Origin of the sequence: Herbidospora solisilvae, from assembly GCF_009901565.1 — a bacterium.
In the GTDB taxonomy this organism is placed as follows: Bacteria; Actinomycetota; Actinomycetes; order Streptosporangiales; family Streptosporangiaceae; genus Herbidospora; species Herbidospora solisilvae.
The window spans coordinates 6227-27674 of the sequence record NZ_WXEW01000018.1 but is presented as its reverse complement, the minus strand read 5'-3'; the positions used below and the strand labels follow the sequence as shown (position 1 = coordinate 27674).

The following is a 21448-nucleotide window of genomic DNA, read 5'->3' as shown; positions in this document are numbered from 1 at the left end:
CGCCGCGCTGCTGCCCATCATCGAACGCGTCTCGGGCGCCGAACACCCTGACACCCTGGCCACCCGGCACAACCTCGCCTACTGGGTGCGTCGTTGCCGGGAGGAGGAGGGCACGGGAAATCCGTCCGATGGGGCTCAATGACCGTTCACCCAATTCGGTTATTAGGTGATGAATCACCCTTGTGATCTTCCATCATAAGCCTAGTTATGCTGGAAGATCATCTACGATGCTTTCACCAGACGCGCCTCCGGCCCGTCAACCACCAGCCACCAGCCCGCCGGCCACACTGGAGGCGTGGTGAAAGTCGCCCCGTCGAACTCAGCCTTCCCCGTGAAGGTCGCCCCCACAAAGCCGGCGACCCCGGTGAAGGTCGCCCCGGTGAACGTGGCGCTTATGGCGCTCCCGGCGAAGTCCGCCCTGTCGAACGCCGCGTTCCCGGTGAAGTTCGCCTCGTCGAACACCGCATACTCGGTGAAAGTCGCCTCGTTGAACACGGCGTCCCCGGTGAAGTTCGCCCCGCTGAAGTAGGCGAGTTCGTGGAAGTTCGCCTTAACGAACCGGGGTTCGTGGAAGTTCGCCTTAACGAACCGGGCGTCCCCGGTGAAGGTCACCCCGTCGAACCGGGCGGGCCCGGTGAAGGTGGCCTTGTCAAACTCGGAAGTCCTGGTGAAGGTCGCCCGGTGAAACTCGGCGCCCTTGGTGAAGGTCGCCCCGTCGAACCAGGCGGGCCCGGTGAAGTTCGCCTCAACGAACCGGGCGTCTTCGGTGAAGGTCACCCCGCCGAACATGGTGTCCCCGGTGAAGGTCACCCCGCCGAACCCGGCGTCTCCGGTGAAGGTCACCCCGCTGAACCGGGCGGGCCCGGTGAAGGTCGCCCCGTCGAACCAGACGGGCCCGGTGAAGTTCGCCCTGTTGAACGTGGCGTGCCTGGTGAAGGTCGCCGCGCTGAACCAGGCGGACCTGGTGAAGGTCGCTGCCATAAAGCGGGCGGGCCCGGTGAAGGTCGCCCCGCCGAACCAGGCGGGGCCGGTGAAGGTCGCCTCGTCGAACACGGTGTTCCCGGTGAAGGTTGTCCCGTCGAACTTGACTCCTGCGACGCAACCGGAGCGGAAGTCGAAGTCCATGAGGGTGGCCCCGGTCAGGTCGAGGCGCATGTCTTTCCAGTAACGGGGGCTGGCGGGACGTCGAGCTTTGCGGTCGTCGGGGGTGCGGATGTCGCGGAGGTGGTCGGCCAGGATCGTTTGCGCGGTGAGGCGGACCTGGCGTTCGCCCTCGGGGTCGGTGCCGGCGTCCGGGGTGTCGGGGGCGGGGACTATGAGCAGGGCGGTTTCGATGGCCTGTCGCAGGGCTTGTTTGCGTTCCTGGTCTGGGTCGGGTGGTGGGGGTGGGGTGTAGGGCATGCGCAGGTAGGCGCAGATGACGTTGACGATGGTCTGCCGGTGGGCGGGGTTGTCCTGGGCCAGGCGCTCTAGGGCGTACAGGCCAGCCAGGCGGACGGCGGCTTTGTCGTGGCCGAGTTGTTCGGCGGCTTTGGTGTACAGGTCAGTGACGCGGCGTTCGGTGGCGTCGTGGGTGGTGTGGGCGGCGCTGAGCTCTTGGTGGTGCTGGCGGCGGAAGGCCAGAGCCAGGGTGATGCCCGCACCCACGGCCGCGCCGGCGGCCAGGGCGGTGCGTAGCATCTCACCGCGGGCGCTCCCCGCCGCAGGCTGCCCCAGCGCGGAAGGAGCCGGAGGTGCCTGGGCGGCCAGGTCGGCCAGTAGCCACCACATGGTGCCGCCGACCGCACCGCCGACCAGGAGAACTGCGAGGGAGATCCACCAGAACGCCGCCCCCGGCGGCCTCATCGCCGGAGGCGGGAGGAACGCGGGCGCGGCTGGCTTACGGGAAGTGCGACGGCGGAACGGGCGCGGTAACGGCATGTCTCTCATTCCAGCCGCCCACCCGCCGGGCCTAGTTCAACGTCATCGAACCGATGCGGAGACCAGCATCGCCGGCTACCCCCTGGCATCCTGCCCCCTCGCCTTGGGCTTCCTGTCGGAAGCGCCGATAGTTCTAATGGGTTGTGGACCATCTCTACTTCGACCTCGGGTCTGTGGCCGGTGGCGCCTGCTTTGAGGTGGAGCTGCGCGGCTCGGCCGCCCGGGTCTGCCTGATGGACGATGACGAGTACCAGGCTTACCTGGACGGTGACGCCTACGAGTACTACGGCGGCTTCTACGACGTCAGCCCGGTCGAGCTGGAGGTGCCCTACGACGGCTATTGGTATCTGGTCATCGACAGCAACGGCCGGAGGGTCAAGGTCAGGGTGGCTCAGATCTTCGACTGACCATGGCGCTGGGGATCCGGCCGTCGCTGAGATTCGTCGCGCGCCGGCGCTCGCCGCGGCGCGCGACGAAAGGGGCGCGGAAGAGATCAGGGCCCCTGATCATCCATCTTGCTCCGTGGTTCTCCCCGCCTGGCTCAGTAACGGAAAGGCCCCGGCGCTCTGACTGCGCCGGGGCCCTGCTGCTGATCGAGACGGCCCGCTACCCGGTTCGCTTGACCACGATCGGGGTAACCGGAGCAAGAACATCCCGGGAAGCCGAGCAATGCTTCATCCGAAGACAACGCCAGGCCGTCATCCACACCTGCACGTCTTCCTTCGAGCCTGAGCAGGCCCAGATGAAGTTCTCCACCAGCGGACCCGGCGGCAGGTTCCTGCCCTTCAGGGCCTTGCAGAGAGTGCTCGCGGCGAATGCCCTGCGGGACCGGTGCGCCAGCTCGCGGTAGCTCGATTCGCCGGACCAGATCCGGTACTGCTTCATCAGTTCGATGAACTCGACAGGATCAGTGGCCTGCAACGGGTCAGGCTTCAGGTCGTATCCAGGGACGTCCTCGACGGGGCCGAACGGGCGAGCGGGCGGGGCACCGCTCGCCTGCCGCCTCGGGCTGGCTTGCCGCCTCAGGCCTGGATTCTTGAGTTCCTGCGCTCGCCGTTCCAGGCGCTGGAGATCCGCTTGGGCAGCCTCGTACTGCTCAACGACCTGACGGTAGGCAGCCCTCTTTTGGAGGCGTTCGTTCTCCGTCACCTCAGCCTCCCGCGCGCGGGCATCCACCGCTTCTTCCAGACTCATGCAGATCTGGGCCGCTTCGTGGAGGTCCTTTTCCGAGACAGCTTCGTGAAGAGCCTTCTCGGTCATGGAGTGAAGAAGCTCCCGCTGGCGACCGAGCGCCTCAGAGGCCTGGTTCATCACGCCGCGCCTCATCTCACACGTGGCCACGGCTCTGTGGTACACGTCATGCGCCTCCGTCACCCTCCTCCGAGCGGCCTCAACGGTGAGCTGGAAACGCATGAGTTCGTCGTCCAGTCCGACACCGGTTGTGAGGGCGCGCTGCAACCGACGGTTGCTAGACGCGGAATGCTCATATGAGTTGCTCATCGAAGAGCTAGGCCCTCCTCGACGAGGAGGACGCGTCGAGCCGCTTGATCGCGCTGATGGCAATCGTGATGGCGCCGCCGACGACCATCAGCGCCATCTCCGGCTCGTACCCGAGGTGGAGCAGCGTCATCGTGAAGATGACCACGATGACGATCAGCCAGGCGCGAAGCCCGGGAAAACGGAAACGCAGGGAGAACATGAGGGACCTTTCACTCAGAATCGAATGACCTGACACGCCCGTCATCTCGGATCTGTCTGCGCCAACAGGGTCAGATCCAGGCGTTGGATCTAATGATGGCGCATTCCCTTGCGGGGCCGAGGGCGAGTGAAGACGGTCTAGACCGATCTCCGTCTTTCGCGCGCTCACCTGGGGTTCTAGACGTTTACGAATGTTCGCAAGTGTTTCCAAGCGTTTCCGCGCGTTCAGCGGTGTTCATTTCTGAACAAAGCACTCCTGATGTCCGTTTTATCCCCGTACAAAGGGAGTTGCATTGCCACAAGGCAACAACCGTCCGGTCCTTCAGCATGCAGGGGGCTTCCCACCCTTCCACGCGAGATGTATCGAAATGACCTATTTGAGGCCCGCCGCGCCAACGGCGGGCTTCTCCCTTTCCGAGGACTTCTCCCTCGCCGGCAGCTCCCACGCCGCGGAGGAAGACTCACGGTTGTTGCATAGCCGGTTCCCCGGGAACGCGCGGGCCCCGGCACCATGTCGGCGCCGGGGCCCTGCTGATCTGAGATCCTTCGATGGTGCCCGGGGCCGATACCAGCGGTCCCGGGCACTTCTAGTCGGTGTACTTGTCGGGCTGGGCGGCGTAGTGCGAGGCCGCGATGAAGTCGGCCAGGTCCTCCTCGGTGTCGTCGGGCAGGTAGCCGGCGATCTCCTCATCGACCACGCACAGGCCGCACTCGCCGATGTGGGCGAGCTTGCCCTCCCGGGTGGCCAGGGCCAGGTTGGCGGCCACGGTCAGGCGGTGCCATTCGTGCTGGCTGGGGTGGTAGAACTCCCGCATCCCGTACGCGCGGACCTGCTCAGGGGTGCCGCGCATGACGATCTGGCGAAAGAACTCGCCCGTCCTCGGGTGGTAGATGTCCATGATCTGGAGCGCGTTGCCGGGCGTGATGCGCTCGGCACGGCGGCCGGTTGAGTCGATCAGGTTGCCCGGGGTGATGCCGCCGGGGCGGGGGCTGGTGGAGTCGGTCACGGTCAGGGTCCTTTCGGGTTGTTATCTCTGGGCTTGGAGTTCGGCTAGGCGGGCGCGGGCCTCGGCCAGCAGGAGAGGGGCCTCGCGGTCGCCCTGGGCGGTCATGCGCTCATAGAGCTCGACCTTGCGGCGGGTGTAGCCCAGTTCGAGCTCGGCCAGTTCGGCCACGGCCTGGCGGTCGGCCCGCTCGTTAGGGCCGTCGGCCTGCCGGGCCCACATCGCGTCCTGTCTGGCGCGGATCAACCGGCCCGCGTCCAGGACGGCGGTGAGCGTTCGGGCCGTGTCGGTGAGCGGCAGGACCGCGCCGACGGGGTCGTCAGCCGGACCGGGGCCGGTCTCGGTGGCCTGGCGCTGCGCCCACTGGGTGAGGCGCCCGATGGCCTTGTCGGGGTCGTCGATGTCGAGGTCGGCCAGCCGGGCCGGGACCAGCCAGGCGTGCAGGGCCCGCTCGCTCCACCGGTTGACGGCCGTGCCGTAGCGGTCTTGGGCGGCCTGGCGGCTGATCCCTCCCAGCGCGTATCCCAGGGCCTCCCAGGTGGTGCTCTGCGCCCGTTCGACCGTCACCGCGAGCTCCAGGACCTGCCGGGCGTCGGCGGCGATCCTGGCCGCGTCGGCGGCCAGTTCTCCCGGCGCTCCGGCGGGGGCGCTCACCAGACCTCCAGCGGCCTCGGCCAGCTCACGCGCCCGCAGGGCCAGGGCGAGCCGGACCAGCGCGGCGGGCGAGTCATGGCGGGCGGCGTCGGGGGTGTCATCGCTCTGCATGCGTCAAGATTTCCATGACAAATATGAGACGTCAAGGATTCCTTGACATCAGCTCTGGGATTCGGGGTCGGTGAGACCGCCTTGGCGGGCGGCGTGGCGGTAGTCGGCCACGTGGCGGCCGTGTTCACGGGCCGCGCTCTCGATGCCGTGCAGGACCCGGGCGGCGTGGCGGGCCAGGTCGGCCAGGCCGGTTTCCCAGCCGGTGGCGATCCCGGGGAGCGCCTGCCCGTCGACGGAGTCTTCATTGAGGGCGGCGGACTCCAGGGCGGCGGTGCCGGCGGCGGCCAGCTTGTCGGTGAGCTGACGGATGCGGTCCAGGTCGGCGGCCAGGCGCTGGCGGGTCCAGTCCACGGCGCGGGCGGCCTCGGCGGCCCGGCGCCGGGCGCGGTGGGCGGCCTGGCGGCACGGGGTGCCGCAGTAGCGGGCGGGCCGTCCGGTGGTGGCCGCGGTGATGGAGGCTCGGCACACCGGGCACTGGCGGGCCTGGGCGGCCGGGGTGGGTGAGGTGGTCATCAGGCACCGTCCGGAGCGTCGTCGGGGGTAGTCGGGCGGGTCACGGAGATGAGCCAGGCCAGCTCTGCGGCCACGGCGTCGGGGTCGTCGGGGGCGTAGTCCCATTCCGGCTCGCTGGCCCAGCGGGTGGTTGGCAGCGCGTGGCGGTCGACGACCTCGCGGCGGAAGACGTCCTCGCTCTCGACCAGCCGCAGGGCGGGTTTCGTCGCGAGGGCCTCGGCCGCCGCGACGGAACCCGGCCCGGCCTGACCGGCGCCCGCGAGGGTGGCGGCGCGGCGGGCGCGGCGGGCCAGGGCCGTCTGGTGGCGGGCCAGGCCGCGGGCGGTCTCGGGGTTGTCGGCCAGAATCGTGCGGGCGCGCATCACCTGGCCGGTGACGTCCCTCTCCTGAGCGATGCCGGCCTGATACTCCCGGCGGGCCCGCTCCTGCGTGGCCCGCAGCTGCGCGGTCCGGGCCGCATCGGCCGCGCTGGGGAGCTGAAGGCCCTCACGCAAGTGGCCGTCGTGGTCGAACCACTCGGCCAGCCGGTAGCGGATCCATCCGGGCAGGTAGCGGGGCGATCCGGCGAACGGCCACAGGGTGCCGTCGGCACGGTGATTTACAAAGTACAGCGCGTCGGCCAGGGTCCCGCCTTCGGCGAAAACGGGCCTGAGCAGGCTACGGAGGTGTCGGGCCGACAGACGCCGCAGCGTCACATCCTCCCGGCGTGCCCGTTCGGCTGCTGAGAGCTGGTCTCGTCGTGTCGCCGGCGTGACGGTGCGTGGCCACCATCGGCCGGTGTCGGGAGAATCGGGCGTTTCGGGCGCGGTCTCGCGCGTACGCGCATGCGCTCGCGTTGGGCGTGAGTTCATCTCCTCCTGCGGAGGAGATGAGGGGGTCCAAGTTTTATCCACAGGGGCCGGCGCGGGGGGCGGGGCGGAGGCGGGGCCGGGCGGGGCCGGGACGGCCAGGACGTATTCGGCCGATTCGTTGCCGCGCCCGTCGTCCAGCAGGCCGCACGCGGTTCCCTTGCGGTAGCGCGGGGTGGTGCCCGGGGTGACAGTGCCCAGCAGTCCGACCCGGCGCAGCCACGCCAGCCAGGCCGCCATGGTCGAGCGGGCCAAGCCGGTGCGCTCGATCAGTAGCGCCCACGTCGGGCGGGTGACTAGCTCGGTCCAGTCGGCGTGCCGGGCCAGCACCCACACCACGCGCATCAGGTTCCGGCGGGCATGCGGACGCAGCTGCTCGACAGCGGGGTGCGCCTGGACCGCGCGGATCCAAGCGGCCTGTGAGGCGGCGCGGCGCGACCCGTCAGGTAGGGCGCGAAAGATCGTCTGTTTGCGTGGGGAAGCCCACGCGGGCGCGCCGGGAGCGCGCCGGGAAATGTCTTGGGTAGCGGTTGCCCGCCCTGTCGGCGTGTCGTCAGGGCGTGCTGGGCTAACCGCCTGGCCGACTGCTATGGTCGTCTCCAGACGTGAGAACGCGCGGTACTGCTCCACCAGCTCGCCGAGGCCGTCAAACCATCGAGCTGGGGGAAAGATCGCGAGAGCGTAATGTGTATGAAGTTGTAGAAACGCCTCCCACCGCCACGGGGGGCGTTCTCTTTTTGTCCTGGGCGTCTCCGGGGTTTAGGTTCCGGGTATTCAACGCCGCATCCTTCCACGATCACGGGGCGCACCGCGAGGCTGACACACCGGCACGGTGACGCGGGTTTAAGCAGGATGCTGGTGGTGACGGCGAACCTCTGGATCATGGCGTGGAGGTGTACAGACCCTCCGGCCTTACGTCGAATGACGACGTCGGCGAGGTTGCGTCGCGCGCCGGCAGCGCTCGGCCGACACGACGAAACGCCTTCAGACAGCCGACAGCCCGCACCCCCCACGGCCGGAACCGTGGAGAGCGCGGGCGTAGAGGAACAGGTCAGCACGGGTCAGGCGCCAATCTGCAGGACGGCCAGGACCACGGCGACGATGACGGCCGCCAGGCCCGCCAGCGTCAGGTTCAGGGCCAGCGCCAGGCGCCGGTACTTGGCCTTGGCGATCTGGGACAGGCACCAGATCTCCCGGACCTGCCGGTCTTCAGGGTCGCGCCCGAGCCGCTCCAGCAGTTCCTCCGGGGTGGCCGCGGTGGCGTGGTCCATGAACCCCGTGATGACCCGCCCGAAGGTGCCGGCCGCCGGTGCGGCCAGGACGGGGCGGATCGTCCGCAGCGTGACCGTCGTGGCGGCCACCAGCGCCACCACCGCGACCGCCAGCGCGACCCGGGCCGGGGCGGCCAGCTGCTGCGCCAGGACCGCCAAGGCGGCCAGCACGGAGAAGGTCCCCCCGGCGAAGGTGAGCATCAGCGCGGCCTTGTGGTCGACCCGGGCCAGATCGGCGCGCACGGCCTCAACCTCGCCCGCCAGCTCGACGGTGGTGTGGCCGTCCAGGTCAGCCAGGCGCTCACGCGCCGACCACCACCGCGCCGGCAGGCGGGGCCGGCCTTCGGCCATCAGGTCCTCGATGGCCTCCAGCTCCTCCGGGTCCAGGTAGATGACACCGAGCCGGGCCAGCCACAGCGCCCACACCGGCTCCAGCCCCGGCAGGGCCTCAAACTCGTGCTGGAGGATGTCCCCCACGGCGTAGCGGTAGGTCCGGATCGCGTGCCCCGCGAGCTCGGCGGCGGTCAGCCAGCGGACGTTGCGGACCTCACCGGAGCCGACGGCCAGGTCACTGGACGTCCGCGCCTGGTAGATCTCCCACTGGTGACCCACCTGGTTGGGGTCATAGGCCGGGTTGTCCGGGCCGGGGGTGCGGTCGCAGCGGTCAGGCCGCCACCCCATGGCCACCAGGGACAGTTCGGTGACGGTCAGGTCCACCTGGTCGCCGACCTGGATGCGGGCGGCCCACGCGCCGTCACCGTGCTCGTCGACGTGGCCGGCCACGCACGCGACCCCGGCCCGGCCCCGGTCGAAGACCAGGAACCGTTCGAAGTCGTCGCGGATGATGACGCCGACCGACCGGTGGTCGCAGGGCGAGCCGGACGCCTCGACGATGACGCTGGGGTCGGCGGGGATGGTCTGGTGCATGATGGAAACCTCCAGTTGATGGGGATGAGGGGCGCTATCGCGCGGGCTGGCCTGCCAAGACACGTCCGCGTTGATGGCGCCCTTCGTGCGGGTGGTCAGTTCGGCTGCGTGATCGAGCTGGCGTGCAGGGCGAGGGTGCTGCCGTTCGGCGGGGTCGCGGCCTCGGGGGTGGCGGCCGGGGTGGTCAGCACAACGGCCACCGCCGTGAAGCGCACCAGCGCTCCCAGGGCCGACCGGATGGCCGCCCACGCGATGGCCACCGGGGCCCGCCGGTTGATCGTGATCATGTTCGCTCCTTGATCGGTTGGGTTCCCGCAGTGGTTCTCCACCCACTGCGGGAAGGTTCGGGTGGTGCTCGGGTCAAGGGGCCAGGGCGTACTGGCCGCGTCCCGTCCGGGTGACAGCGCCGTCGTCGGCCAGCGCCCCCAGGGCGTTGCGGACGGAGCCGATCCGAATCGCCTTGCCGCCGTCGGCGTTGATCGCCGCGAGGATCGCGTCGGCGTTCATGGGCTCCTGCGCGGCGGCCAGGACAGTGGTGATGCGGTCCTCCAGCAGCGCCGCGTGCTGAACCGGCGGCGGGGTGTCGTCGTCCTCGTCGTCGGACCACTCGCCCCCGCCCCCGCTTCGGGCTGACGCCTTGGGGTTGCGCACGGCCTCGCACAGCTCGGCCATGGCCTCGGGGTCGTCGCGGACGGCGTAGGCCTTGCCGGCGGCCTCATGGGAGGCGGCCTCCAGCCGGGTGGGCGGCTCGTCCCCGTACAGCGCGAGGATCTCGGGGTCCAGGCCGGGCAGGGGCGCGATGGACCCGATCCGGAAATGCCGCATGAGGGTCGTGGGGCGAGAGCTGGACAGCAGGTAACCCATGCCCTGGGTGCCCGGCGCCGCGGCGTCCTCTTCGACCACCGGGTCGAACTGGGAGCGCAGGGGCGGGCGGCCAGCGAGCGACTTGCCGATGGGGATGAGCTGCTCACCACGCGGCAGCAGCCCGTCGCCGACCAGCTGGCTCATCATGGATGACGACCAGCGCAGCAGCGTGACCTCACCCTCCTTGAGCATCGCTCGCAGCGTGTCCGAGCCACCGAGGTCCTCCAGGTGGCTGGCCTGGGCGGCCAGGCCAAGGCCGACGCCGACCGATCGGCCGGTGCGACTCAGCTCTTTGGCCAGGTAGGTGGCCTCACTGCGGTAGGGCGCGCCGCGCTCCAGCAGCCGGTTGGCCTCCTCAAGGTTGATGTGCAGCAGCGGGTCATCCCCGAGGGTGAAGGCGTTGCGGCCCATCGCGCTGTAGCGGCGCATCCGGGCCTCGGCGACCGCGACCCCCGCCCGGAGCATCAGGATCGCCTCCTCTGGCGTGGTGCCGTAGAAGTCGACCTGGCCCCGGGCCTCCGGCACCGACTGGCCTTCCTTGAGGTCGCACAGCCACGTGACGATGCCGTTGCGCTTCTCGGCGATCAGCTGGAGTTGCAGCGCGCGGGACTTGCCGGCCCCGGTGGTGCCGAACAGCAGGAACCGTTGCGCGGAGCCGGTCTGTGGGTCGAACAGCCGTCGGTAGGCCGGGCGGCCGTTGTGGTAGCGGCCGACCACGATCCGGCCGTCGGCGTCCATGGTCAGGTCCTTGAGGGTGACCGCGCGGATGGTGGCCAGGGGCCGGCCCGGGTAGATGGTGATCAGTGCCCGGCCCTGCCCGTCGGTCTCCACCGTGATCTGGCCCGCGTCGATCTTCAGCGCTCGCGCCAGCGCCCCCAGGTCGTAGGTAAGCGACTGGCCTTCGGGGGCCTCCACCATCAGTTCGGCCACCTCACCGGCGGCCAGCGCGGAGGTCAGGGCGCTCATTCGCTCTCCTCCTCAGCGGCGTCGTCGTCCAGGGCTGGGCGGCCGACCCGCACACTCATCAGCACCGTGCCGGGCATGGCCACCGGCGCGATCCGCTGCGCCCACATCTCCGCCGGGTCGGTGGGCTGGACCTGGTCGGGGGTGCCGATCGTCAGCCGCTTCACCGAGGTGCCCCGGCCGGGCAGGGCGGTGATGGTGATCTGGTCCTCCGGGACGTCCATGAGGGCCGACAGGCGGGTGGTGGAGACATTCGGCACCGGCTCGCCGTCGCGGGCCGAACAGATCACCGCGCGCAGCGCCGATTCGCCGATCTCCTCGATCCCGCGCAGCAGAGTGCCCGGGGCGGCCCCGCCCTCGATGGCGACCCGGTCGGCCCACCAGCGCGCGACCGGGTGCGGGTCCAGCTCCGGGCCGGGCTCCTCGACCGCTACCTCCACCGGCTCCGGGGGCGCGGGGAGCGGGGCCACCATGTGGCGGGCCAGCCGGGCCGGACGCAGCACCCACGTGGCGGTCGTCCAGGCCGCCAGGGCGAGGGCCTCGCCCCAGTGGATGCCGGGCACCAGGCGCTCCAGGATGAGCAGCCCGGCAAGGCCCGTGCCGGGCATCAGGTAGAGCGCGGTGGCGGTCGCCTTCTGCTGGCCCTCGGGCTTCCAGAGCCGCAGCGTGCCCACGCCGGTCAGGGTGAGCGCGGCGTCGGCGGCCAGGCTCACACCGGTCCAGACGGGCGTGAACAGCCCGACAGCGGCCGCCGCGGCCCCGGCCAGGGTGACCACGCGGCCGGTGATGCTGCGGGCGGTGTCCACGCGGCGGCGCGCCTGGTCGACCACCGGCCAGGCCGGGATGGCCCGGGTCAGGTCCTCCGGGAACGGCGGCAGGGCGGCCATCTGACCGGCGGATGAGACGGGCCGGTTCGAGCGGGTGGGGGGCGTCTTCGGGGACATGGTCATCTCCTCTCGGGGTGGGTCAGCAGGGTGGTCAGCGGTTGCTGTAGAACGAGGCGTCGGCCATCGGGACGATCATGTTGCTGGCCGCATCGGCGACCGTGCCGTAGTCGTTCTGGTGGGCGGCGGCGGTCTGGTCGAACAGGGTGGACAGGTCCTCGGTGGCGGCCGCCAGGGCGTCGGCCTCTTCCAGCACCGCCCGCATCAGCGCGGCGGCCTGGTGGTGCTCGCCGACGGTGTCGGCGTCGACCTCCAGGCCGGCCATCTGGTCGGCCAGCCGGTCCACCCGCCGCGAGCACCCGTCGACGTAGCGGTAGGTGGCGCGGACCTGGCCGCTCAGCCCGCGCAGCCGGGCTCCGGCCAGAGCGAGCTGGATGACGACGATTCCGAAACTCACCACGTCCATAACCCCGGCACCGGCGGCGGCGACCGTGCCGCCCGTTCCATCGGTCCTGTCCAGCTCGCTCATGGGTCCTCCTCCTACTCGTTGTGGTAGTCGCGCTCTGCTGGGCGGGTGTGGCCGGCGTCGCGGACCGCGTCGGCCAAGGGCTTGTGGCGGATCTCAGCGTTCATCCCAGCCACGGAGATGGCCTCGGCCGCGCCGGGCAGCTGTTCGGCGATGGCCTCGGCCTTGGCCTTGACGCTGAGGGCCTGGTCCATGAGCAGCAGCACCATCCCCTCCAGCACGCCCGGCACCCGAAGCTCGACGATCTTGGCGTGCAGGGCCTCCAGCCGGGTCACCAGCCGCTCACACCCATCGGCGGTCGCGCGGGCCTCGACCACGCCTTCGGCGATCTCGACCGCCATGTCGGCGTCCGCGTCGATCACGTCGTGGATGGTCAGGTCCGCGTCCCCGTACTGGGTGTTCGGCAGGTTGTTCAGCACGGTGTTCGGCAGAGTGCCGTTCCTCGGGACGGGCATGCTCACGGTCGGTTCCTCCTGGTGCTGGTTGGGCGGCGGAGCTCCGGCCGGGTCCCCGGCCTCCAACTCGGGCAGCGACACGAACTCCACGGCCGGTGCTCGGTGGCGGCCAGGCCCCGGGTCTGCGGGCCGGTGGGGGACGACGTCGATGCGCTCGACCGTCCACTCCTCCGGGCCGGGCCCTGGCGGCGGGCGCATCCACTGAAACCCCGGCGGCGGCTGGAACCCGGTGTGGTGCCGCTCCCACCCGTGGGTGCGGCCCGTGTTCGGCTCACCGGTGTGTTCACCGCGGCGGGTCCACCGCTTGAACCACCAGGTGCGGATCGTGCTCCAGCGGACCCACGCCCATCGCGTCCCGGAGCGCTCCCGACGCCGACGCGACCGTTCCCCGCGTGACCACCGGCGGCGGCCCTGGCCGTCCCGGAGCGCCCGCCAGAACAGCACGCGGCGGCGCCGGGACCGGCGGTTCGGCTGCGGACGCTGCCCGGACTCCAGCTCCGGAGTCTTCGGGCGGGGCATCACGGCCGGACCGTCCACCGGCCGGGCCTTCCGCGCCTGAGATGCCGGGCCGCGCTTGGCTGCCCGGCGCTTGCGGAAGCGGCCGAACCACCCACGCTTCTTGTCCCGGCCGTCCTTGTTCCTGCCACGCCGCCGGTCCCGGGAATCGCCCGCCTCCGGCCCCGCCACCTGGTCCTTCGGGCTCTTCGGCGTCTTGGGCGTCTTGGGGCCCTTACGGTCCCGTCGACCGCCCGGCCGGTCGGGCGCGTCGCGGCCGCTCTCGTGGTCCTCCCACCCCATCCCCCGCCGCTGGTCCTTGTTCTTGCGTCGGCGGCGGGACCGGTCACCCGCCGGGGACAGCAGCGACGACAGCCCGTCCCCGCCTCCGCCCCGGCGGCTGGAGCGCCCGGCCCCGCCGTGCCCCGACCCGCCGTGCTCGGTCTTCCGGCCTCGGCCGCCCCCGGCCTTATCGCCGGCGGCGCGGGCCTGGCGGTGCTGGCCTCGCTGCCACATCCCCCGGGCGGCCGCCACCCCCAGCGCCGTCACCAGCGCCATGGCCAGCGCGGCCGCCTCCCGCGCGGTCGGGTTGGCCGGGTCTGCCGGGGCGGGCAGCAGCAGCGCGCCGTCCTCCGCGCCCGTGGCGTCGTAGACGGCGGCGTAGTCCGGGCCGGGGTCGGGCGTGCCCGGCACGGCCAGCTCCATCGGCGGCACCAGCACCGGCAGACCGGGGACGGTCGGCAGTTCAGCGGTCAGGGCCCCGGCGCCCTCCTCCTGGCCGCCAGCGGCGGGGCCGCTGTGCTGGCGGCCGCCCTGGGCGTCATCGCCGGTGTCATCCATGGACCCCGGCAGCACGACGTGCGGCATGGCCGGGAACGGCAGCACCGACCCGCCGTCGCCACCCTGGTTGTTGTCGTTGTCGCTCATGATCGGCTCATCTCGGGGGTTGACAGTGCGTGACCAGATCGGGCACACTCGCGCGTCGCGCGTACGCGCGTCGCGCCTTGGGTCCCCGCGAGGGCCGGGAACCGGCGGATGAACATGAACATGAACATCACGCCCCGTAACCCTGGCGGGCGGCCTGGCGGCTCTCGCGCAGCGCCTCGGCGTGCTCCTGCTGAGCGGCCCAGGTCGCCAGCAACTCGGCCAGCTCGTGCATCGCCCGCGCGTTCCCGCCGCGCTGAGCGCGGCGGGCGGCAGCCTTGGCCCGGTCGAAACAGACGGCGGCCAGGGCGGCGTCGTTGGTGACGGCCGCAACTCGCGCCTGCCAGAACCGGGCCAGGTTCTCCAGCCGCCGGCGCACCGGGGCGGGCATCGTTCCCGTGCTCACGCGGGCCTCCTACGACCGTTGTGGCTGTTCTGGTCGTTGCGGATCAGGTCCATGAAGTTGACCGGTGCGTCCTGCGGCGAGCGGGCCGGGCCCGGCCGGGCCGGCTGGTGACCGGCCCGGCCGGGCGACTGGCTGTCGCGTCCCAACTGGGGGGCCATGCGCCCGCTCCGGGCGGCCTGGCGGGCCTCAGCGGCGGCCTGGCGGCGGGCGGGGATCTCGTGGCGGCCGCGCCGGTAGCGGGCCTCCAGCGCGAACGTCAGCTTGGCCGCTTCCTCCAGGTGCTCCTGGATCTCGCCGAACGGGCTGGTCACCCACCGGTGCCGCCACCACGCCTCGAAGGTGCTGAACTCTTCCGGCGGGTTGTTCTTCCACATCGCCTCGGCCTCGCGGCGGATCGACGCCACCCAGTCGGCCTGGTCGGACAGCACCCGCCGCAGCTGGGTCGCGAAAGCCGAGACCCTTTCCGGGCTGTCCAGCTTGTCGCCGGTCCACTCACTCATCAGGGCTTTCCTTTCTTCTTCAGTACTCGGACCGGGTCTGGGCGGGCACCGGCGACCAGTCCAGGCGGCACCAGGTGCATCGGCTGGTCGCGCTGCCGGTGACCTCGTAGGCGTCGGCCAGGTCGGTCACGATGGCCAGGCCGCGGCCGTACTCGCCGGGGCCGCGCAGCGCCGGGGTGAGCGTGGCGCCCTGGTCGACGACGGTCAGCGCGACCGCGTCGGCCTCGACCTCGATGCGCACCTCGACCAGGCCGCCGGGCGCACCGCTGGCGCTGTGCAGCACGGCGTTGGTGACCAGCTCCGACAGCACCAGCTCGACGTCGGCGCGGCGCGGGCAGTCGGCGGGCAGACGCTCCAGCGCCCACCGGCGGGCGGCGCTGACGTGCTCGGCCTGGCCGGGGAACCGCTGCGTGGACAGCGTCGACCCGCCCGGGACAGCGGCGTTCGGGACAGCGGCGGTGTTCGGGCTGGTAGCGGGGGCGGCCATCACGACACCTCCGACAGGATCCGGTCGATCGCCTGGTCGACGTCCACGTGCTCGCGGCCCATCGGGACCAGCGCGTACATGCGGTCGACGGCCTTCTCGATCGCCTCGCGGGTGACGTAGAACTGCGCCGGCCAGCGGCGGCTGTTCTCGTCCCGGACCAGCGAGATGACCAGGTAGTCCTGCACGTCCTCGTCCTCGTGCGGGCCGATCCGCACATCGCCCTCACCGGCGGCCGCGTACAGGGCGTCGGCCAGCAGGCCCCGGGAGAACGTCCAGACCCGGGTGTCCTGGCCGGGCACCACGAACGCCAGCTGCACGGCGTAGGGGTCGGCGACCTTGTAGGCCAGCACGACGGCCATGGGGTAGTCGGGCCGGTCGATCGGCCACAAGGTGATGCCCTGGGTGTACTCGCGCGGCGCCTTCATGCCCGCTCCTCCCTCAGCACCTGGTGGACGGCGGTGGCGTAGGGGGTGCCGCATCCCAGGGCCTTGCGGATGCGGTGGACCCCGGCGTCCGGCGGCAGTTCGCCGGCCTCGATCAGGCGCTCGGCACGGGCGGTCAGGGCCTGGATGTAGTCCTGCCGGGTGCCCCCGGCGGTGCGCGTTCCCCCTGTACTCCGGGGGTGTACACCTGCGAGTACAGCTCCGAGTACAGCCCCGGAGTCATCGGCGCCGCGGCTGTGGTCGAGCTCGTTGAACCCGGCCAGGATGAGCGGGAGCGCGGTCACCACGGCGACCGCCACGATCGGGCCCAAGAGGTGCAGCACCAGCTGGGGGAAGTCGAACTTGGTGGCGACAGCGGGCAGATACGGGAAGGCGTTCATGCCCAGGGTCAGGCCCAGGAACAGCACTTCGATCCGCACCAGGACGCGGGAGCGCAGCGGCTGCCCCTGCGCGGCCATGTACGCCTTGGCACCCACGACCACCAGCAACGCGATCGACAGGAACGGCTCGACGAACCACGCGAACAGCCAGCCCAGGGACCAGGCGTCGGCGTCAGCGGCGGCGAACTTCTGGACACCGGCGGTGGACCAGGTCAGCGCCAGCGTCAGCGAGATCATCGCGCCGATCACCAGCAGCTTGCGCATCCGGGCGGCCTGCCAGGCGCGCATGGTGGGGTCCTGAGCCAGAGCGTGCAGACGCGCGGCCTCACGAGCCTGCTTGCTGCGGCGGCGGACCTTCGGGGTGTCGATCAGCAGAGGCGCGGCGTCGTCCTGGAGCTCGATCAGCTGGCGGGCCTCCTCGACCTCGGCGCGCAGCGCACGCACGCGCTTGGACGGCGCGGCGGGCAGCAGTTCCTCCGGCTCGACGTCGGCGGCCGGGGCGGGGGCCGGAGCCGTGGTCGGGATCTGGGCAGCGACGTAGCGCTCCAGCTCGGCCAGGCCGCGGTTGACGTCGTCGGGCTCGGGAGTGGGGGTGGTGGTCGTCATGGGGCCACCGCCACGTTGCCGGTCCCCATGAGGTGCAGGACGACCGACTGCTTGAAGCGGCGCTGGCCGCCGGGGGTGCGGATGCTCGCGATCGCCCCGACGGCGGCCCAGCGGGCCACGGTCTTGGGGTCGACCCGGAACATTCGGGCAACCTCGGCGGTGGTGTAGACGGGCTCGGTGCCCAGTTCGGGCTCAGCGGGGTGATCCGTCATAGTGGTCACGGGTCGTGGCTCCTTCGTGGGACGTGCGACCTGGTCCACGGCCTCAGCGCTCTGATCCAGCGCTGGGGCCGTCCTCTTTGTGGCGGTCTTGCTGGGCGAGTAGGCTGGCGGGAAACGTTAAACGTTTGACGCCTTTCTCAGGTTGACCGCTGTGTCGCGTCACGTCAAGAGTCGCCAAACGATTAACGTTAGTCGTGTCGCAGGACAAACCGGACAAGGAGGATGGATATGTCACCCAAGCTGGGCTATCGCGAGATCGCTGACCACATTCGTCAGGGGATCGTGAGCGGGGCCTACCCCACGGGGACAGCGTTGCCGGCCGAGCCGGAGCTGGCCGCAGAGTTCAATGCGTCGCGGAGCTTGGTCAATCGAGCGATGCAGGTGCTGGCCGCTGAAGGCCTTGTGCGGCCGCGTCAGGGTCGCGGGACGATCGTGACCTGGTTGCCGCCGATGACGCATTCGGCCGCCCGCTACGCGCGGAGCACTCGCGAGGCCGGCGGCGCGCGGGGGGCTTTCGATGCCGAGATCCGGGCCCTCGGGCTGGAGCCTCAGCACGAGATCAGGGTGGAGAGGACGATTCCTCCTCAGCACATCGCCGAAATCCTCGGGCTTGATGCCGGGGAGGAATCCGCGCTGGTTCGGCGCCGACGGCTTCTCGCGTCGGGAATCCCCGTTCGTCTGAACGCCAGCTGGTTCCCGCTGGAGATCGCGGCGGGCACCGTCCTGGAAGCGGAAGGACCGGTCATCGTCGGCGGGGTCAAGACGGCGCTTGCCGAGCTTGGCTATCCACAGACCGAGGGAACAGAGCGCTTCACGATCCGCTCGCCGCAGGGTCACGAGATCGACGATCTGGAGATCAGCCCGGAGCGCACGGTGATCGACATGGTCCACATCGGCCGGACCGAGAGCGGGCGTGCCGTCGAAGTGACGACCACCGTGACCCCCGCGCACTACCTTGTAGTCGAATCCACGTTCCCTCTGGCCTAACAGACCTCATTCACGATCGGAGACGCACACTCGTGTCGAGCGCCGACTTCCCGGCTTTCGTCTATGACCTTGAGGATCTGGACACTCACATTCGAGAGGTCCGTTCCGCGCTGGGTGACATCGAGCTGTATTACGCGGTCAAAGCCAATCCAGACCCAGAGCTCTTGCGGGTGCTCGTTCGGTACGTCGACGGCCTGGAAGTGGCCTCAGGCGGCGAAGTTGCCCACGTCAGGGACCTGTTCCCCAATGCCCGCATCGCGTTCGGTGGACCCGGAAAAACGGATTCCGAATTGGCCTTGGCTCCTACGGTCTACCGACTTCACGTCGAAAGCCCGAACGAGATCCGACGCCTGATTGCCGCCGGCAGCGACGCGGATATCCTGCTGCGGGTCAATCTCGACATTCCCATTCCTGGGGCATCGCTCGCGATGGGCGGCGGGGCGACGCCCTTCGGAATGGACCCGGCGGGCGTGGCCGAATGCTTGGATCTGCTCACCGGCCACGAGTCGCTTCGCCTACGCGGCATCCATGCCCACCTCGCCAGCGGCTTGGGCGCTGAGCAGATGCTCGATGTGGCCAGCGCGGTGTTGGACTACGCCCGATCGCTGGGCATGACAGAGATCAACATTGGCGGCGGGATGGCGGTGGACTACAGCGACCCGTCCCGCCGGTTCGACTGGAAGACGTACGGTGCCGGCCTGGCCGCCCTGCGTCGCCCGGGGGAGACCATCCGGATTGAGCCTGGCCGGTCTCTCACCGTCTACTGCGGGCGGTACGTGACCCAAGTCATCGACGTGAAGCGGGTCCATGGCGAACTGTTCGCCATCGTGGCCGGAGGTACTCACCACATCCGTACGCCAGCGACCAAGGGCCACGATCAGCCGATGATGATCGGCCAGCCTGGCGAGCCAGTGACTATCGTGGGCCAGCTCTGCACACCAAAAGACACCTTGGCTCGCCGTGTGCCGATCGCCCTGGAAGTCGGGGACACGGTCGAGTTCCTGATGGCGGGCGCCTACGCCTGGAACATCTCTCACCACGACTTCCTGATGCACCCCAAACCCGCCTTCCGGTACGTCAATAAGGATCTCTGAGCTGGGATCTGGCATGAAGCCCTGGCTGCTGGCCAGGGCTTTTGCATTTGTTACCAGATACGACGGCGGGTCCCGGTTTCGTGCCGTGGCGAGGGTGACACCTGAACGCTACGGTGCGGCCATGACTGCACCACACCAGCCCCAGGCGAGGATGCGCATTACTGCCGTCGTCAACCAAAAAGGCGGAGTCGGTAAGACCACGACCACCATCAACCTGGGGGGCGCCCTGGCCGAGATGGGCGCTCGGGTTCTCCTGGTCGACCTCGACCCGCAAGGCCACCTAAGCGACGCGTTGAAGCTCCCCGAGGCTGGCGCGCCCGCTCCCCTTGGTGCGGCCTTGCTCGGTGCCCTCCCTGACGACCCTGGCCGCATTGTCCTACCGCACTCGATCACCGATACCGGCGGCGTGGTTGACGTCGTTCCGACCGCATTCGACATGCTCCAGGTGACAGAACAGCTCTACCAGGTCAAGGCCCGGGAACAGCGCCTTTCTCGCCTGCTGGCCCGCCTGGCCGACCGTTACGACCACTGCCTGATCGACTGCCCCCCGAGCCTAGACCTGCTCACCGTCAACGCCCTGGAGGCATCTGACGGCGCGGTCATCCCCGTCCAGCTTGAGGACTCATCCGTCAAGGCGATGCGCCTGCTTCTCGCCGAGGTCGAGGCCGTCGACCTTGACCTACGTCCTGGCCGGCCGCTCACCCTTCACGGCATGGTGGTCTCCATGCTCGAACGCGGAGCAGAAGGCAAGCCCAAGACCGTCATTGCCCGCTCTGTGCTGGCGTCGTTCAAGCAGTTGGAGGCTGAAGGACTGCCGATCCTGGCCCAGGTGCCGCGCGGCATCCCAATCTCGGAGGCGTGGCGGTTCGGCCAGACCGTGAGCGCATACGCCCCCAACAGCGAGCACGCCGCCGCGTTCCGCGACGTCGCCAAGGTCGTGGACGCCGCCCGATGACCGCCGCATCGAAAAAGGATCTCGGTGTGCCCACCATGGGAGGCGACATGGTGGGCGCGCTCCGCCGCCGAGGCCGTGGAGGCGCTCCCGGTACTGTCGCCGCGGCTTCCATCCCCGAGCCGTACGAAGGTGGCGAAACCGGCGAGCTCGACGACAACGAGCGGGCCGACCTGGCGGTATGCGAACAGGCCGTGGACGCACTCCGCCGCGCGTTCTGGGCAGCAGGCAAGGCCCTCGACGTCATCAGGCGGGCCCGGCTGTACCGCCAGGAGTACGCCACGTTCGAGGACTACGTTTCCGACCGCTGGGACATGCAGACCTCCCAGGCTTACCGGCTGATCGAGGCGTGGCCCCTGGCCGAACGCCTCGCAATGTCCCCCATGGGGGACAAGATCAACGAACGTCAGATTCGGGCGCTGTTGCCCATGGCCAGCGAGCACGGCCAGGACGCCGCGGAGTTGGTATACGCCACCCTCGCGGAAACGGACGGCGTCAAGGTGACTGCCGCTCTCCTGCACGACGTCGTCAGCGCGCTCAAGCCTGGTCCGTTCGACCAGCAGGCGGTAATCAGCCAGATCAATGCCTTCCTTGATGGGAACAACCTCGGGCCTGACGCCGCGCCCGTCCCTCCCGTCCAGCTCTGGCGAACCGAGTCACGGCGCGCCCGTACCGCGATCGGACGTCTACGACTGCACACCGAGGCCATTGCCGCTGCCGACCCGGACGACGCCAGGGCCCTGGCGGCCGAGCTACGCGCCATGGCCGCTGAGGTAGAGAAGCGCGTCAAGGGCAAGGGTTCCGAGCGCAGCTGATGACATGGCGGCCGCACGGCCGGGACCGGCCGAAGAGCCGCAGCCCGGCCAGGCGGACGCCAGCGCCCGCTGGCGGGCGCCTTGATAGACGTAAAGAAAATTTGCTTCCGGGCCCCCGCTGGCGAAGTTACGTAGCGCGCCGGCGTCTGGCGGCCGCCACTACGAAAGCGCGGTTGCTGCGAGGGGAAGACCCTTGAATGGCCACACGGTATGGCGGCTCGCCATCGCAGGGAAGCCGGACGCGGTCGCACTGTGGTCCCATCCGGAACGCGGACACCGTACTCACGTTGTCGGCCAACCACGCTCTTCGTTACTCGCGGGCGCGCGCGAGACCTGTCCCGCAAGTCCCGCAAAGTGTCCGACTACGCTCGTCGACGGCCAGGCGCTCGTCGACGGCCAGGCGCTCGTCGACGGCCAGGCGCTCGTCGACGGCCAGGCGCTCGTCGACGGCCAGGCGCTCGTCGACGGCCAGGCGCTCGTCGACGGCCAGGCGCTCGTCG

The 21448-nt window shown here is 70.2% G+C and carries 25 protein-coding genes; 5 read left to right on the top strand and 20 right to left on the bottom strand.

All coding sequences use genetic code 11. The features are described from left to right. Positions 1-222 precede the first annotated feature (222 nt). On the bottom strand, positions 223-1845 hold the full coding sequence (locus tag GT755_RS38090) for a pentapeptide repeat-containing protein (RefSeq protein WP_161484407.1): 1623 nt from the start codon (positions 1843-1845) through the stop codon (positions 223-225). A 218-nt stretch (positions 1846-2063) separates the two neighbouring features. On the opposite strand from GT755_RS38090, the gene GT755_RS38085 reads away from it, so the two are divergent. Next, positions 2064-2327 carry a DUF1883 domain-containing protein gene (locus GT755_RS38085; RefSeq protein ID WP_161484406.1) on the top strand — a complete coding sequence of 88 codons (264 nt, stop codon included), beginning with the start codon at positions 2064-2066 and terminating at the stop codon, positions 2325-2327. Between the two features lie 199 nt (positions 2328-2526). On the opposite strand, the gene GT755_RS38080 is transcribed toward GT755_RS38085, so the two are convergent. The 18 genes from GT755_RS38080 to GT755_RS38000 form a co-directional block, all read right to left on the bottom strand. Beyond that, positions 2527-3378, bottom strand: coding sequence for an ATP synthase subunit B family protein (locus tag GT755_RS38080; protein WP_161484405.1), 852 nt, complete (start codon positions 3376-3378; stop codon positions 2527-2529). A gap of 49 nt (positions 3379-3427) precedes the next feature. Beyond that, on the bottom strand, positions 3428-3619 hold the full coding sequence (locus tag GT755_RS38075) for a hypothetical protein (protein WP_161484404.1): 192 nt from the start codon (positions 3617-3619) through the stop codon (positions 3428-3430). 586 nt (positions 3620-4205) lie between these two features. Further along, entirely contained in the window at positions 4206-4625 is a 420-nt protein-coding gene (locus GT755_RS38070; protein WP_161484403.1) for a hypothetical protein, read from the bottom strand. Positions 4626-4646: 21 nt separating this feature from the next. Further along, the gene (locus tag GT755_RS38065; protein WP_161484402.1) at positions 4647-5387 is read right to left on the bottom strand and encodes a hypothetical protein; all 741 of its coding nucleotides are present in this window, start codon (positions 5385-5387) and stop codon (positions 4647-4649) included. Between the two features lie 48 nt (positions 5388-5435). After that, positions 5436-5900: a hypothetical protein gene (locus GT755_RS39035; RefSeq protein ID WP_202611039.1), complete on the bottom strand. Its 465-nt coding sequence runs from the start codon at positions 5898-5900 to the stop codon at positions 5436-5438. Next, on the bottom strand, positions 5900-7087 hold the full coding sequence (locus GT755_RS38060) for a hypothetical protein (protein WP_161484401.1): 1188 nt from the start codon (positions 7085-7087) through the stop codon (positions 5900-5902). The genes GT755_RS39035 and GT755_RS38060 overlap by 1 nt, the downstream gene beginning before the upstream one ends. Positions 7088-7809: 722 nt before the next feature. Then, positions 7810-8946, bottom strand: a complete 1137-nt coding sequence (locus GT755_RS38055) for a Pycsar system effector family protein (RefSeq protein ID WP_161484400.1) — start codon at positions 8944-8946, stop codon at positions 7810-7812. 95 nt (positions 8947-9041) lie between these two features. Continuing rightward, positions 9042-9233 carry a hypothetical protein gene (locus GT755_RS38050; RefSeq protein WP_161484399.1) on the bottom strand — a complete coding sequence of 64 codons (192 nt, stop codon included), beginning with the start codon at positions 9231-9233 and terminating at the stop codon, positions 9042-9044. 73 nt (positions 9234-9306) lie between these two features. Next, positions 9307-10776 carry a transfer protein gene (locus GT755_RS38045; RefSeq protein WP_161484398.1) on the bottom strand — a complete coding sequence of 490 codons (1470 nt, stop codon included), beginning with the start codon at positions 10774-10776 and terminating at the stop codon, positions 9307-9309. Then, entirely contained in the window at positions 10773-11717 is a 945-nt protein-coding gene (locus GT755_RS38040; RefSeq protein WP_161484397.1) for a hypothetical protein, read from the bottom strand. Before GT755_RS38040 ends, GT755_RS38045 begins: the two co-directional genes overlap by 4 nt. A gap of 34 nt (positions 11718-11751) precedes the next feature. Then, positions 11752-12186 (bottom strand): hypothetical protein, encoded by a 435-nt coding sequence (locus tag GT755_RS38035; protein WP_161484396.1) that lies wholly within the window; start codon positions 12184-12186, stop codon positions 11752-11754. An 11-nt stretch (positions 12187-12197) separates the two neighbouring features. Then, complete coding sequence (locus tag GT755_RS38030) at positions 12198-14060, bottom strand: hypothetical protein (RefSeq protein ID WP_161484395.1); 1863 nt, start codon at positions 14058-14060, stop codon at positions 12198-12200. A gap of 127 nt (positions 14061-14187) precedes the next feature. Further along, positions 14188-14463, bottom strand: coding sequence for a hypothetical protein (locus GT755_RS38025; RefSeq protein ID WP_161484394.1), 276 nt, complete (start codon positions 14461-14463; stop codon positions 14188-14190). Beyond that, positions 14460-14963 carry a hypothetical protein gene (locus GT755_RS38020; RefSeq protein WP_161484393.1) on the bottom strand — a complete coding sequence of 168 codons (504 nt, stop codon included), beginning with the start codon at positions 14961-14963 and terminating at the stop codon, positions 14460-14462. Before GT755_RS38020 ends, GT755_RS38025 begins: the two co-directional genes overlap by 4 nt. A gap of 19 nt (positions 14964-14982) precedes the next feature. After that, a complete protein-coding gene (locus GT755_RS38015; protein WP_161484392.1) occupies positions 14983-15450 on the bottom strand; it encodes an ATP-binding protein in 468 nt (155 codons plus the stop codon). Further along, positions 15450-15875 carry an SsgA family sporulation/cell division regulator gene (locus GT755_RS38010; RefSeq protein WP_161484391.1) on the bottom strand — a complete coding sequence of 142 codons (426 nt, stop codon included), beginning with the start codon at positions 15873-15875 and terminating at the stop codon, positions 15450-15452. Before GT755_RS38010 ends, GT755_RS38015 begins: the two co-directional genes overlap by 1 nt. Then, entirely contained in the window at positions 15872-16879 is a 1008-nt protein-coding gene (locus tag GT755_RS38005) for a conjugal transfer protein TraI (RefSeq protein ID WP_161484390.1), read from the bottom strand. Before GT755_RS38005 ends, GT755_RS38010 begins: the two co-directional genes overlap by 4 nt. Then, positions 16876-17091, bottom strand: a complete 216-nt coding sequence (locus GT755_RS38000; protein WP_161484409.1) for a BldC family transcriptional regulator — start codon at positions 17089-17091, stop codon at positions 16876-16878. The genes GT755_RS38005 and GT755_RS38000 overlap by 4 nt, the downstream gene beginning before the upstream one ends. A gap of 237 nt (positions 17092-17328) precedes the next feature. Here GT755_RS38000 and GT755_RS37995 point away from each other — a divergent pair, with 237 nt between their 5' ends. From GT755_RS37995 to GT755_RS37980, 4 genes are read left to right on the top strand one after another with little or no spacing between them, the layout of a single operon-like run. Further along, positions 17329-18087 carry a GntR family transcriptional regulator gene (locus GT755_RS37995; protein ID WP_202611038.1) on the top strand — a complete coding sequence of 253 codons (759 nt, stop codon included), beginning with the start codon at positions 17329-17331 and terminating at the stop codon, positions 18085-18087. Positions 18088-18119: 32 nt separating this feature from the next. Next, entirely contained in the window at positions 18120-19181 is a 1062-nt protein-coding gene (locus GT755_RS37990; RefSeq protein ID WP_328794760.1) for an alanine racemase, read from the top strand. 13 nt (positions 19182-19194) lie between these two features. Further along, positions 19195-20136, top strand: coding sequence for a ParA family protein (locus tag GT755_RS37985; protein WP_161484388.1), 942 nt, complete (start codon positions 19195-19197; stop codon positions 20134-20136). Beyond that, a complete protein-coding gene (locus GT755_RS37980; protein ID WP_161484387.1) occupies positions 20133-20948 on the top strand; it encodes a hypothetical protein in 816 nt (271 codons plus the stop codon). The genes GT755_RS37985 and GT755_RS37980 overlap by 4 nt, the downstream gene beginning before the upstream one ends. A 310-nt stretch (positions 20949-21258) precedes the next feature. Here GT755_RS37980 and GT755_RS39030 read toward each other — a convergent pair. Further along, positions 21259-21448, bottom strand: a 190-nt coding sequence (locus tag GT755_RS39030) for a hypothetical protein (RefSeq protein WP_202611037.1), incomplete at its 5' end; no start/stop codon positions are given.

What these genes read in the sequence shown, in the direction of transcription:
- GT755_RS37980 (WP_161484387.1), top strand. Translation starts at nt 20,133, where the DNA reads ATGACCGCCGCATCGAAAAAGGATCTCGGTGTGCCCACCATGGGAGGC.
- GT755_RS38045 (WP_161484398.1), bottom strand. Translation starts at nt 10,776, where the DNA reads ATGAGCGCCCTGACCTCCGCGCTGGCCGCCGGTGAGGTGGCCGAACTG.
- GT755_RS37985 (WP_161484388.1), top strand. Translation starts at nt 19,195, where the DNA reads ATGAAGCCCTGGCTGCTGGCCAGGGCTTTTGCATTTGTTACCAGATAC.
- GT755_RS38000 (WP_161484409.1), bottom strand. Translation starts at nt 17,091, where the DNA reads ATGACGGATCACCCCGCTGAGCCCGAACTGGGCACCGAGCCCGTCTAC.
- GT755_RS38020 (WP_161484393.1), bottom strand. Translation starts at nt 14,963, where the DNA reads ATGAGTGAGTGGACCGGCGACAAGCTGGACAGCCCGGAAAGGGTCTCG.
- GT755_RS38005 (WP_161484390.1), bottom strand. Translation starts at nt 16,879, where the DNA reads ATGACGACCACCACCCCCACTCCCGAGCCCGACGACGTCAACCGCGGC.
- GT755_RS38055 (WP_161484400.1), bottom strand. Translation starts at nt 8,946, where the DNA reads ATGCACCAGACCATCCCCGCCGACCCCAGCGTCATCGTCGAGGCGTCC.
- GT755_RS38090 (WP_161484407.1), bottom strand. Translation starts at nt 1,845, where the DNA reads ATGAGGCCGCCGGGGGCGGCGTTCTGGTGGATCTCCCTCGCAGTTCTC.
- GT755_RS38035 (WP_161484396.1), bottom strand. Translation starts at nt 12,186, where the DNA reads ATGAGCGAGCTGGACAGGACCGATGGAACGGGCGGCACGGTCGCCGCC.
- GT755_RS38065 (WP_161484402.1), bottom strand. Translation starts at nt 5,387, where the DNA reads ATGCAGAGCGATGACACCCCCGACGCCGCCCGCCATGACTCGCCCGCC.
- GT755_RS38015 (WP_161484392.1), bottom strand. Translation starts at nt 15,450, where the DNA reads ATGGCCGCCCCCGCTACCAGCCCGAACACCGCCGCTGTCCCGAACGCC.
- GT755_RS39035 (WP_202611039.1), bottom strand. Translation starts at nt 5,900, where the DNA reads ATGACCACCTCACCCACCCCGGCCGCCCAGGCCCGCCAGTGCCCGGTG.
- GT755_RS37995 (WP_202611038.1), top strand. Translation starts at nt 17,329, where the DNA reads ATGTCACCCAAGCTGGGCTATCGCGAGATCGCTGACCACATTCGTCAG.
- GT755_RS38010 (WP_161484391.1), bottom strand. Translation starts at nt 15,875, where the DNA reads ATGAAGGCGCCGCGCGAGTACACCCAGGGCATCACCTTGTGGCCGATC.
- GT755_RS38075 (WP_161484404.1), bottom strand. Translation starts at nt 3,619, where the DNA reads ATGTTCTCCCTGCGTTTCCGTTTTCCCGGGCTTCGCGCCTGGCTGATC.
- GT755_RS38050 (WP_161484399.1), bottom strand. Translation starts at nt 9,233, where the DNA reads ATGATCACGATCAACCGGCGGGCCCCGGTGGCCATCGCGTGGGCGGCC.
- GT755_RS38040 (WP_161484397.1), bottom strand. Translation starts at nt 11,717, where the DNA reads ATGTCCCCGAAGACGCCCCCCACCCGCTCGAACCGGCCCGTCTCATCC.
- GT755_RS38030 (WP_161484395.1), bottom strand. Translation starts at nt 14,060, where the DNA reads ATGAGCGACAACGACAACAACCAGGGTGGCGACGGCGGGTCGGTGCTG.